This is a genomic window from Cryomorpha ignava (assembly GCF_010686655.1).
In the GTDB taxonomy this organism is placed as follows: domain Bacteria; phylum Bacteroidota; class Bacteroidia; order Flavobacteriales_D; family Cryomorphaceae; genus Cryomorpha; species Cryomorpha ignava.
Genome location: NZ_JAAGVY010000074.1, coordinates 1 through 11,753, shown reverse-complemented (window position 1 = coordinate 11,753; position 11,753 = coordinate 1). Strand labels below are relative to the sequence as shown.

The window sequence follows — 11,753 nt, the reverse complement described above, 5'->3', positions numbered from 1 at the left end:
ACCATTCCGCTCTCTTGCCAGGCTTGAACCAGAGCAAACATTTTTTCTTGTAACTTCATCAAAATTATTTTCGACAAAGATCAGGCGGGGGTGGGAATTAGGCAATATGGGATGGTCGGGTGGATACAAGGATTTCAGAAAAAACTAGGAGTCTTGATTGGTGGGACAACCTGACTAAATTGGAAATTGAGGATATTAATCAGGGTCTGGAAGATGTAGCAAATGGGGATACCGTATCGTCAAAAGAATTTTGGAGTTGAATCAACGTTAAATGCGCGCTCCGCAGTGGTATCTACCCTGCGGTTTGAAAAATATTTTCTAATTTACTCCTTTGAATACTAGAATCAGACAATAAAATATATTCTTCGAACTGCAGAGCGTGGTCGACACAATTACATCAAAAACATCATGCTATTCTAACAAAATACTTATATTTACGATTCGTAAATATAAACCTTAAACATGGCAACTTTCACCAGCTCTCTTCCCGACGATCTTTTAGCTCTGCTTTCTAAAAAAGCAGAAGAGCTAAAGCTGCCTAAAAACAAGCTTATAGAAAAGGCATTGAGCATCTATCTTGATCAGCTAAACAGAGCAGCATATGTGAAGTCATATCAAAAAATGGCTTCTGACAAAGATGTAATGGCTATTGCCGAAGAAGGGATGGCAGATTACATGCAGCAGGTTGACAAATGAGACAAGGTGAAATTTGGATGGCTAATCTTAACCCCATTCGCGGAAGCGAACAATACGGAATGCGCCCGGTCGTAATAATTAGTGGAAATCTTTTAAACACCCATGCAGCTGTAATAATTGCTTGTCCGCTCACTTCAAAAATCAAAAACTATCATGGGAATGTAATTCTGAAACCCAAAAAAACCAATGGATTAAAAGCCAAATCAGAAATTCTAACTTTTCATATTCGGTCTATTTCAAAAGAACGTCTAATTGAAAGGATGGGGAAAATAACCGATAAAGAATTTGACCAAGTGAAAGAATGTCTTGGAGATATTTTACGGTATTAAACTCGGCAGTATCAATAATGAAACCTGCATTGAGTAATACGAATTTGATCGTCTCGAACAAGATAAACCAAACGATGTTCCATTGTAATTCTACGCAACCAATTACCCGACAGAGAATGCTTTAAAGGCTCTGGAGAAGCGATTCCTGCAAAAGGTTGCCGCTTTACATCTTTCAATAAAGTATTATTTTTTTTTAGAATCCTCTTGTCGTGATTCTGCCAATACATGATCTGCCCAACCATATTCGGCAAATCCAAAATCCAAACCTATTCGATTAATTTCCTAACGATGACTTCTCCCACCTTGTCATCTTGAATCGACTTTAAAAGTCTCTCTGCATTTTTTGGACTACTAAGAAGATGAAGAGTTTCTAGCATTCCGTTATAATCGCTTTTACTCATTACAACAATGTCCTTTCCTTTTGAAACTGTGATGCATAATGGCTTGCCCATCTCATGCACTTTCTCAAAATAAAAATTTAGATTTTCCTGGAAATCAGAAAAATTTATTACATCTGCCATGGCAATTCGTTTGAATAAATATAACTAAAGTTGGTGATATCGTAATTTATTACGCGAATATAATTATCGCTCGATTCTGATAGCCTGATCGTAACACTCCAAAACCTGATCCGAATATTTGATCATCCCAAACTTCTCTTCCACAAACCCAAGAATATCAACAGACGAATAGCTATCCAGATTACCGATCATTCTAACCATCGCCTCACCTATTTCATCAATAGATTCCGGATTAACGGCAATACCGACTGTCGGGTTTGTAAAATCCCTCGGACCAGTATGATCAGTTATAATAACCGGTAATCCCGTGGCCATAGCTTCTGCAGCGACCAACCCAAAACTTTCAAATAAACTCGGGAAAACCAAGAATGAAGCCCGATGAAAAAGCATTTTCATCTCTTCACGAGACAAACTTTGATTCAGAAATTCTACCCGGTCAGATAAATCGTTTTCGACGATATATTGTGCAATGGCCTCCGATTCCACTCCGGTACCGGCGATGGTAAGTCGAAAATCTGAAATATCATTTAACACTTTGTGAAAAGCCTTGAGCGTTCGCAGCCCACCCTTAAAATCGTCTAAACGACCGAGAAATAAAATATTTCGCGAAGCAGCAAGACTCGAACTTCGTGAACTAAAAAACTCGGTATCAACCGGATTTCCAAAAACTTCCCAGCTTTTTGAATTCACTCCCGAGTCAATCATTTCTTGCTTTAAATGATTGCTCACGGACATTACAGCCGCAGCTCTTTCCAGAGTTTGTTTGGCGCGGGCGAAAATCCGGGGTCTGTCAGCAATGGCACTCCACGGCCCGGTATGTTCGGTCACTACATAAGGAATATTCCAAAAAGCAGCCAATTTTTCCACCATCTTTCCGCGCATAGCGGCGCCGTGTAAATGAATAATATCAGGTTTTGGAATCTTCTTTGCTACCCGCAAGCTTTGCTGTTCCCACCAGGCATAGCCAATGGGTTTTGTGATGGTTGGCAAGCGATTTGAAAAGAGGTGAAAATCGAAAAATCGAACCCCTTCCACTTCCTCGTATTGCCCGCGATACCAGGGATTAGAATTAAAAATAGTGATTTCACATCGTGGCAAAAGTGCTTTAATCTGGTCTTTAATAAATATACCTGCCACCGGATTCTCATCGGTCGGATAACTCTCGGGAATTATTAAAACCTTGATTTTCACGCACTCTGTTTCTGGAAAATAAAGGTAACATCGCTGCCACTGGAAGCGTTCTTATTTGCACCCGCATACCCAAAATATTTTCGGGTAAGCTTATACTTCAAGTCATTGCTAAAAAAGCGTGATAATCCTAGAAATGACTGATTGTATTTGAACGAGTCTTTCAGCTTAAAACCACCCTTTCTTATTCGTGCCATCAGCTCATCTTGAGGCACCTTATTCAACTTGTACTTATCCTTACCAACGGCTCTCCGCATTCCCAGATATAGGTGTATCAACTTGGCAAACCAGTGTTTTGAATCTGTGTTTTGAATAATTAAATATCCTCCCGGCGCAACCAATTTCATGGTTTCTTCAAGAAACTCCCAGGGGTTTCGGATATGCGCCAGAATGCCAATATTCATCACGAGGTCGTATTGGCTTCCGCCAAAATCATGGCTGTAAAAATCGGCATTAATAAAATCTACCTTTCCCTTTTGGTTATCTGGAACCCGCTTCCTGGCAGTGGCAATCATATTTTCCGAAAAATCCATCATCGTAAGATGACCGAATTTATGGATAAACGGTGCCGAGATATCACCTGTTCCGCAAGGCATATCCAGCACGCGGTCAAATTCCAAATTGCGTATGAAATAGCCCACCGTTTCTGCGCGAATACGCAGGTTGTAATTGTAAGTGAGATAGACATCAGTCTTCTCAAAAAAGGCTTTTACTTCAGATGTATTCATTCGCGGTCGCGGATATGTTTAACGGGCGCGCCGGCAAAGATACCGTAAGAATGTAATTTTACATGTTGTGTAACCAAAGAAAGTGCCCCGATCACCACTCCTTCAGGAATTTGTGCTCCTATAAGCACTTGGCTACAGGCGCCAATTAATACATCATCGCCAATCGATATTTCTTTTCCCACGTTTCCTTGTTTCATATATTTCTGGTTGCGCTTGAGGTGGTGTGCGCTTCCGCGAATACTACAATTCTCGGCTATTCCAGCCCAATTTCCAATTTTTATGGCCGCTGTTGAACTAAATCTGGTATATGCACCAATCAAAACCTCATCGCCTATGATTAGACAACCTGTTTGGGTAATTTCAAATATCACTCCCTGACCAATAACTACATTATCACCAATCGTATAATTGCCTTTCGGAATATCGCGAAAAGTAGGAAATCGCATACATTTTAAATTCTTGCCCACCGTACATCCAAGCGAGCGCAGATACAAGCTCAGCCGCCAGCCATTGAGCCGGTAGCGCAAAGCCAAAAGGTATTCGTAAAACTTGGTCAATTCCAGCGTTTTTTGAGCTTTTTCAGGTATAATCTCTTGATGATTGGAAGGCGCACAAACTTAGCAATTATCTGCTGTTTTATACGCTTGCGTCGGCATTTTTCGTAGAGCACACGCATTTTGTCGGCATATCCCGTATTGAGTTCTTCCTGAATAATGATGCCTTCGCGGTACGATTCACATGAAAAATTACTCACCCCACCCACCGAAAATTTTACGAGTACTTTATCGAGGTATCGAAAATCTGCTTTTTCGATATAAGCGCGCAAAAACCAGTGGTAATCTGCCGCCAGCCTAAATCGTAAATCATAGCCGCCTAGCCGTTCAAAGAGTTCCTTTTTAGCAAATGTCGCCGGATGAAAAACACCCATTGTTTCAGGCATTTTCTGCAAATTGGGTTTTTCAATTCGGGTAAATAGTTCCTTACCCAACTGGCGCTCCTTTTGCATGTTTCCGTAAATAATATCGGGATTTTGCTCTTCGGCAAATGCGATTACACTTGCCACCGTATCGGGAAAATATGCATCGTCGCTATTTAAAAACGCCACATATTTGCCTTCGGCCAATGCGATACCTTTATTCATGGCGTCGTAAATACCTTTGTCTGGTTCAGAAATGCTTTTGGAAACAACGTCTGAAAAGGATTTTACAATTTCCATTGTGGCATCCTTACTTCCACCGTCAATTACAATCGATTCAAAACTTTTATCAGTTTGCTGACGGAGAGATTCCAAGGTGCGGCCAATCGTAGCGGCAGAATTGTAGGCTACGGTGATTATTGATATGAAGAATTTATCATTCATTGAAGAGACAAGGATTTCCCAGTTCACACTGGCTCGCGTCTCGCGAGGCTGACTTTGTCTGGCGTCTCGCCAGGTCCGAAAAAAGAGGATGTATAATTATAGATGAGTCAGTATCAGGAAATATATTTTCTAATTTAAAGGGGTGTCGCTGTTCAATACTCTGACATTGTAAACCCGGCGAGACGCCGGAGTATGCGTCCCTCGCGAGACACGAGCGACTGCCTTCGAGCAGGCTCGTGTCTCGCGAGGTTTGAACGTAGAGGGTTGCCACTTTATTCATCTCTCAATCGCTTATCAAGTTTCACAGCCAAAGTACTCCAATAAAAATTTTCGGCTGCATGGTTTTCAATGCGTTTATGCACACCTTCATTATCGCTCATTTTAATTGCCTCGCTTAAAGAATTGGCAAAACTTACAGGATCATTATCCTCAAAATAAACCCCAAATTCTCCATTTGCCGAAAGGTCATTATAGGCTGACATTCCCTTGTGGCCCACCAGCACGCAACCAAAATAAAGCGCCTCCACAAATGCAATTCCGAAAGACTCAACACGTGAAGGAAGAAAGAAAACCTTTGCCGCGGCGTATTCCTCATACAATTTTTTGCGATCTGCAAAATTACCCAGAAACTCAATTTTTGCAGCTTCTGCGGGATAATCTAATAGTACCTTTTGCCATTTCTGGTCAAATTCATCACTTACCGGTCCGGCAATTCTGATTTTCCAATTTCCCAATTCTAAAAATGGTATGGCCGCCAGAAGCAGCTCATAGTTTTTATCAGAGCTTCCCGGTCTGCCTACAGAGAGAATGGTATTTTCCTTTTTAAATGGTTTTGTAAACGCTGTTTTCAGATAACGATCATTGCAGCCGTTTGGCAAATAAATAAGTTTGTCGTGGAGATTGGGATAAGTTTTCTGCGCCATTTCCAATCCTTCATGACTTTCGACTGAAATTAAATCGACGTTTCTAAAAAATTCCTTTTCAAGCCATTTGAGTGCAATGTTTTTGATGATATTCCGGGCATACCTTTTTCGCTTTTGAAGATGCGTGGTATATGCATCGAGCTTGAGGTAGAGCTTACCTTTGGGATTATTTTTCTTGTAGATATTTCCATAAACGAGCGTATGCCGGCTTAGGTGATACAAATTTAAAACATCAATTTTTCTGGCGTGGTTTTTCAAATAGTGTACTGATGCTTTTTCGGTAAAAAACAAGTTCCCCTTATCGCCCAATGAAATGGTTTCGAGTCCTTTTACTTCTCCGTCCAGCGCCGGATATTCATCATCGGGAAACCGCGCCATGAGGGCAGCATCGTAACCCAAAACTTCCTGCATATAATACGGTAGCAATCCCAAGTCTTTGGTGAGATGCACGTTGTGAATTTCAGGGAAATAGGTAATCCAGCGCATCAATATTCAATTAAAAATTGTGGGATATCCAGACTTCGAAGAATTTTTCGCTCCATCTGCCGCACCATCATTTTATATTTGTTTCGCTCAAGGCTGCCGCCATAACTACCGGAAACACCACGATATTGCGAATTTTGGGGTAGCAACGTAGTTATGGATTTCAATGAGCTGCTCATTATTTCGTCATAGAGAACGTGTTCAATAAACTTTCCATTTTTATCATTTGCAAGTTTATACTTTTCGTAAAAATGAGCGAGATATATTGCTTTGTCGACCACGAAAAAACCTGTGATTGCTACCTTCATTTTCCGATGCAAATCTATTGTGAGTTGAGATTGTATCTGCGCAATAAGCACTTCGACATTTTTCACAATATATCGACCCGTGACTTTTATCAAGACAGATTCTTTCAAATGGTTTTTCACAAACCGATCAAGGGTATAAAACTCCTGAAATCCTTTTCCTTTTTCAGAATCGGGATGCGGTTTAAACCGTATTAGCTTAAAGCGCTCAACTGCTTTAAAGACTTCAAAGTCTACATCTTTAGAAAGGTCGTAATCTGAATTTTCAAGAAAATAGATGGGTAGATTTGTTTGATCGAGATAGAAGCGAATACACTTTTTGTAATCGGCCAGGCGCTCACTTACATCAGTGGCACTCACCAATACCGTATTGGGCGTAATGGTGGCCGTCATACAAATTGCTGCATCCTTCATTTGGTCAAAGATAGGATGGTTATTTGTTTTTGGTGTTTAGTTTTTGGTTTTTGGACGGCTCCAAATACTATTCATCATGCTGAATACGCCAATTAATAAGAATATTTTCCCATAACAATTCCCAAGCCCAAATAATCCTTAGTTTTGGGCGTGGCCAGAACAATAATTCATATCGGCATGCCGCGCACGGCGAGCACCTCTTTACAGCGAGAATTTTTTCCGAAAGTGGATGGATTCGCTTTTTACGGAGTTGAAACCACTCAATTCTCGGTAGCTTTTCAGCAATTGCTTTATCAGGATGATTCGCTTTTTGACGCCGTTGGATTTGAAAGAACTGCAGCTGAAATCCGTTCAAAAAACGCCATTCTTTCGAATGAGCTTTTTGTGGGCCAATCGCTTTATCTCAATTCTACCAATCGCTCGCGCACCGCCCGGCGTTTAAAGCAATTTTTCCCCGATGCCGAAGTTTTGATTTTGCTGCGCAATCAAGTAAGTTTGCTACAATCGCTATACGCAATAGGGGTTTACAGCGGACATACCTGCTCGCCTGAATCATATATTCGCTTTTCTAATTTGGAATCGACACCGGAAAATCCGCTTTATTCCACATTCGCGGAAGCAGAGACCACAGAAGCTTATAAATACTCTAATTTAATAGCGCTCTATCAAAGCTTATTCCCTCAGGTGCATGTTTTGCTTTTTGAAGATTTTAAGTCTCACCCTGCGGCTTTCGCCGAAAGGCTTACCACACTTCTACAACTTGAAAAAGTAAAAATTACCGACCCTGTAAAACAGGTAAATAAAAGTCTTTCAGCGCGTCAAATAAAATTGGTGAGAAAGCTAAACCATTATAAATCCGTATTGAACCGGGGGCGCTATGGCAAATGGCTTTTTGGCGTTAAGCTGCGCTTTATCGAACACCAAATAAGCGGTAAAAAGAAATTTAAATTTTCGGATGCATTGCAAGAAAAGTTGAGAAGCACATACCTTGACGACAATCGGAAATTAGCGGATATGTTGCCGCAACTAAAAGATTCTGATTGGTTTATGGACGACTATTTAGGTAAAAATCGCTAGCGAATAATCTCAATTCCAGCGAGACTACATCGCCATTTATGATAGTCTAGCAAAGATTTGCTGTCGACTTCTTATTGAAATCATTTCTCTGTGGTAGATCCTTCAATAGGGCATTGCTAACCTTTTTTTTAGTTAGTAATGATTTAAAATAATGGTATATTTATAGTGTAAATAAAATCATAGGTGAAATGATATCTCATAAAGCTGAAATCGAACGAACATTTTGGAACATTCGAAAATTTTCATTTAGGGAAAAAATGCATCCAAAATAGATAGTGAACAAATAAACATGTTCCTTGATACAATAAATGATTTGAAGATTTTAATCAATGAAAAAACGATTGAAATAGAAACTATCAATGAGCGCATGCAAAAGCTCACATGGCTTAATGGACTTGACGAGACTTGTTTAATGCTTATAAATGATCTGATTTCAGCAGCTAAAGATTTGAAATCATCACTTATACGGCAATTTATTTCTCTTGATGTTCTTAAGAAAAGTCAGATTGCACTGGAAGAAATAGCCAATTTTAAAAATGCAATTGACGATTTAGAAGAAACATATGAAGACCTTGATTCTGTTTTTTTCTTTTTACCGGAAATTCCCGAATTTGTTGAGACTACAAAACGACTCTCACTTATTTGACTGAAATATTCTGCATAGAAGAATTCAAAGCTGAATTTCAAAAGCTAAAATCGAAAAAAGCTTATCGAAATGTAGAAAAGGATGTAATCCAATATAGGGTTACCCCTTTAGATCGCTAGATGAATTGAACAGAGCTTGTGGAGGTGATTGCATTTTCTAAATTATTGACTGACAGCCCTGAAAGGGCGACATTCAAAAGCACAGGGTGCAACAAAGCGAAGCGACGTGAAACCCTGTGTATTAGATAAAGTGACAGTCTAAAGCCCTGAAAGGGTGACATCAAGCTGCAAAGTATGAGAGATGAATTATATTTTTCGCGACTTAAATGGATAACCCTAATCCAATATTTCCTTCATAAACCTTTTATCAACCCTGTCTTAAGACCTAGTGTTTAAATAACAATAAGTATTTTACTTCCTGTGCCCTTTTCTGTGTTAATCATTACCACATAAACACCGGAGCCTACCGTGCGCAGATCTACTTCAATACTCCTTCCAGGAAAACGGCTCTGAATTTTTTTAACCGATCTGCCTGTTTGGTCGTAAACAACAATATCTACATTGTCCAGATTTTCATCTAAGCCAATATTAAATCTTCCGGTTGACGGATTGGGATAGAGATTAAAAGCATTAAACGAATTTTCAACGTCATTCAATCCTACAGGGCCGCCAAGCGGAGACGGACCTCTTGTAATGAGATAGGAACTTACAATTAAATGCGGGTTAAAACCACCATCGCAATTGTCGCAGGTTACACCATCAACACAATCAGGATTGTTTGGGTGGCAATAGTCCACATAAGCTTCGTCGAATACATAATCTAACGTTACTTGTCCATCGCTTACGTTTGCCAAATCGTAATCAAAAAATTGGGCAATAGACCCCGGACACCAGCCGGCGCGATTAAATTGCCAGGTGCCAAATTGAGGGCTGCACCCATCGGGGTTTGGATTGCAATCGTTCCAGTTGTGCTGGGTAAAAGTCTCTGTGCCATCTACCCAAATATGATGTGTGTTTTCACTAAACTCAGCGGCATTGTTTGTATTTTCAGTATCGGCATTCTCATCTACTCCCCAGCCATGGCCGGTAGAAACTAATTTTATTTTGGCCGCTGCCGTATTTATCGGATAGGTCAGCGTAAATTCTTCTGTGGGTTGCAGATTAGCCAAATCGCCAAACGCATAGGTTTGATACCATAATTTCTGTACTTGTGAATATGGGTTTGTGGGTTCGCCCGCTTGATAATCTAAATCGAGCGTGTATTCAAACCCATTCGCAAAAGTTGTCAGGTTGACCCGAAAAGCGGTTTTTCCGCTGAGGAGCGACATAAAATCTGTCAAATCGATTGTGTGATTGCATGCCACGCCATAAGGTGTTAGATAGCGGATAATCTCATACCACTCACCATCTTTGCCTTGCACTTCTACAGATGAAACACGGTCCCAGGGATCGCAACCACCCGGTGGGCAAGAAATAGTGAGTGTACCAATTATTTGATCGTAAGCACCCACATAACTCGGCAAATCGGCTTCTACAGTTACGCTTTGTACTTCAATATAAACGTGTGCTTCATCCATGGCATTAACGGATACGTTTTCCATAGTTGCTACAATGTTTATTACTGCTTCAGTTTCTGCCGCATTTCCAAAATTGTTGAGCGCAGTTACCATCATGGTTTGAGGGCCGTATTCTACCGGCGTCCACCAACCTGTATAAAATCCGTTTTCATTTCCCGTAAGGGATATTTCATCACTGCCAATAGTTACTGTTACATCACCGGTTTCAAATAAATCGGGGTAACTAATTGTACTTTTTACAGCTATTTGCAAGGGCCGAAGCGTTGGCACAAATACGTCGCCTGCAAGCGGATGTAAAATGGTTACTTCGGGCAAAGTCGTTGCAGGATCTAAAACATTAAATGTCACGAAAACATCATTGGCCGCATCAAAAATATCATTTCCGGGCTGGCTTGCTTTCACAGTTACTTCGCCCGGTGTGCCTTCAAGTGAAATGGTATTGCCCGAAATGCTGGCAGGGCCAGATACTATTGTAAACGTAACTGGCAGACCTGAATTTGCCTCCGCAGATATATCAAACGGCTCTTGGGTAATCAATTTATTTCCAATAAGTGGAAAGCTGATTGCCTGAAATCCTGATTCGAGTTCGCCCAGAAAGTTTGAATTATCTCCCGTAAGGGCAAAACCAATGAGATTGGAATTTCTATCGCCTATTCCAACTTCGGAAATAAGTTGGTTAATACTTTGATTATCGCCTCCGGGAGTTCCCTGATTGAATTTATAATACGTTACCAAATCGGCTTCATCGCCAATGAGTTCATTGTCAATAATATCTTGTACTTCAGATTGAGTGAGTGCTTTGCTCCAAAGCGAAACTTCATCGGCGCCGCCCTTATAGATAAAATTAAACCCCGCCTGTAGTGTTATACCTACTGTAAATGGTCTGTCGCTACTTTGGAAGGTGCCTGATGCAAAGCTCGATCCAACAGAAATACCATCAACAAAAAGCTCAACAGAATTTTGATCAAAAATCCAGGCGTAATGCTGCCAAACACCGGGAATTACTGTTCCGGCAGGCGCCACTACTTCATGAAGGCCAGAATTAGTTATCACACGACATTCTATCACGCCATTGCCCAACTGAATCATATACATCTGTCCATCGCCTGTTCCGCCACCGCGAATACTCATCATACCCTGTCCGTAAGTTAGTGCATCGGTTTTAAACCAACCGGTCATAGAAATGGTGTTGAGCCCGGTTAAATACTGTGCAGCAGCCGGAAATTCGGTATAATCATCTACTCCGGCGAATTGGAGATACTGGTTGCTTTGTGCTGTTGCAAATGCAGCCATTAAACTAAAGGTACATATCAAAAGATTGGATTGTACTCTGTAAAAAGCTTTCATTGGTGTTTCGTTCTGATTGAAATACAAGTATAAACCTGAGTTCGATTATTAACAACTTGACTGTCAATAACTAACGAAAAATAGTTCTAAAAATAGAAAGGTAAAATACAGTGTTTTTGTATATTTAGATCGTTGAAAAATAAACACTTAACAAAAACAA

General features: G+C 40.4%; 13 protein-coding genes. 4 read left to right on the top strand and 9 right to left on the bottom strand.

The window, feature by feature from the left end; all coding sequences use genetic code 11:
* The first annotated feature begins 462 nt into the window (after nucleotides 1-462).
* Complete coding sequence (locus G3O08_RS19795; RefSeq protein ID WP_163287184.1) at nucleotides 463-696, top strand: ribbon-helix-helix protein, CopG family; 234 nt, start codon at nucleotides 463-465, stop codon at nucleotides 694-696.
* Entirely contained in the window at nucleotides 693-1,025 is a 333-nt protein-coding gene (locus G3O08_RS19790; RefSeq protein ID WP_163287183.1) for a type II toxin-antitoxin system PemK/MazF family toxin, read from the top strand. The genes G3O08_RS19795 and G3O08_RS19790 overlap by 4 nt, the downstream gene beginning before the upstream one ends.
* Nucleotides 1,026-1,036: 11 nt before the next feature.
* Here G3O08_RS19790 and G3O08_RS19785 read toward each other — a convergent pair whose 3' ends face one another.
* The 8 genes from G3O08_RS19785 to G3O08_RS19750 all read right to left on the bottom strand — a co-directional run bounded on the left by G3O08_RS19785 (nucleotide 1,037) and on the right by G3O08_RS19750 (nucleotide 6,947).
* On the bottom strand, nucleotides 1,037-1,252 hold the full coding sequence (locus G3O08_RS19785) for a Txe/YoeB family addiction module toxin (RefSeq protein WP_163287185.1): 216 nt from the start codon (nucleotides 1,250-1,252) through the stop codon (nucleotides 1,037-1,039).
* Between the two features lie 39 nt (nucleotides 1,253-1,291).
* A complete protein-coding gene (locus G3O08_RS19780; protein ID WP_163287182.1) occupies nucleotides 1,292-1,546 on the bottom strand; it encodes a type II toxin-antitoxin system Phd/YefM family antitoxin in 255 nt (84 codons plus the stop codon).
* Between the two features lie 63 nt (nucleotides 1,547-1,609).
* Nucleotides 1,610-2,737 carry a glycosyltransferase gene (locus tag G3O08_RS19775; RefSeq protein WP_163287181.1) on the bottom strand — a complete coding sequence of 376 codons (1,128 nt, stop codon included), beginning with the start codon at nucleotides 2,735-2,737 and terminating at the stop codon, nucleotides 1,610-1,612.
* Nucleotides 2,734-3,462, bottom strand: coding sequence for a class I SAM-dependent methyltransferase (locus G3O08_RS19770; protein ID WP_163287180.1), 729 nt, complete (start codon nucleotides 3,460-3,462; stop codon nucleotides 2,734-2,736). The genes G3O08_RS19775 and G3O08_RS19770 overlap by 4 nt, the downstream gene beginning before the upstream one ends.
* The gene (locus G3O08_RS19765) at nucleotides 3,459-4,019 is read right to left on the bottom strand and encodes an acyltransferase (RefSeq protein WP_163287179.1); all 561 of its coding nucleotides are present in this window, start codon (nucleotides 4,017-4,019) and stop codon (nucleotides 3,459-3,461) included. The genes G3O08_RS19770 and G3O08_RS19765 overlap by 4 nt, the downstream gene beginning before the upstream one ends.
* Nucleotides 4,016-4,822, bottom strand: a complete 807-nt coding sequence (locus G3O08_RS19760) for a glycosyltransferase family 2 protein (protein WP_163287178.1) — start codon at nucleotides 4,820-4,822, stop codon at nucleotides 4,016-4,018. Before G3O08_RS19760 ends, G3O08_RS19765 begins: the two co-directional genes overlap by 4 nt.
* A 272-nt stretch (nucleotides 4,823-5,094) precedes the next feature.
* Nucleotides 5,095-6,231 (bottom strand): glycosyltransferase family 4 protein, encoded by a 1,137-nt coding sequence (locus tag G3O08_RS19755; protein ID WP_163287177.1) that lies wholly within the window; start codon nucleotides 6,229-6,231, stop codon nucleotides 5,095-5,097.
* A complete protein-coding gene (locus tag G3O08_RS19750; protein WP_163287176.1) occupies nucleotides 6,231-6,947 on the bottom strand; it encodes a hypothetical protein in 717 nt (238 codons plus the stop codon). The genes G3O08_RS19755 and G3O08_RS19750 overlap by 1 nt, the downstream gene beginning before the upstream one ends.
* 150 nt (nucleotides 6,948-7,097) lie before the next feature.
* On the opposite strand from G3O08_RS19750, the gene G3O08_RS19745 reads away from it, so the two are divergent.
* Nucleotides 7,098-8,024: a sulfotransferase gene (locus tag G3O08_RS19745; protein WP_163287175.1), complete on the top strand. Its 927-nt coding sequence runs from the start codon at nucleotides 7,098-7,100 to the stop codon at nucleotides 8,022-8,024.
* Nucleotides 8,025-8,313: 289 nt separating this feature from the next.
* On the top strand, nucleotides 8,314-8,670 hold the full coding sequence (locus G3O08_RS19740) for a hypothetical protein (RefSeq protein WP_163287174.1): 357 nt from the start codon (nucleotides 8,314-8,316) through the stop codon (nucleotides 8,668-8,670).
* 391 nt (nucleotides 8,671-9,061) lie between these two features.
* Here the strand turns inward: G3O08_RS19740 and G3O08_RS19735 are convergent, their stop codons facing one another.
* A complete protein-coding gene (locus tag G3O08_RS19735; RefSeq protein ID WP_163287173.1) occupies nucleotides 9,062-11,593 on the bottom strand; it encodes a LamG-like jellyroll fold domain-containing protein in 2,532 nt (843 codons plus the stop codon).
* Between the last annotated feature and the right edge of the window lie 160 nt (nucleotides 11,594-11,753).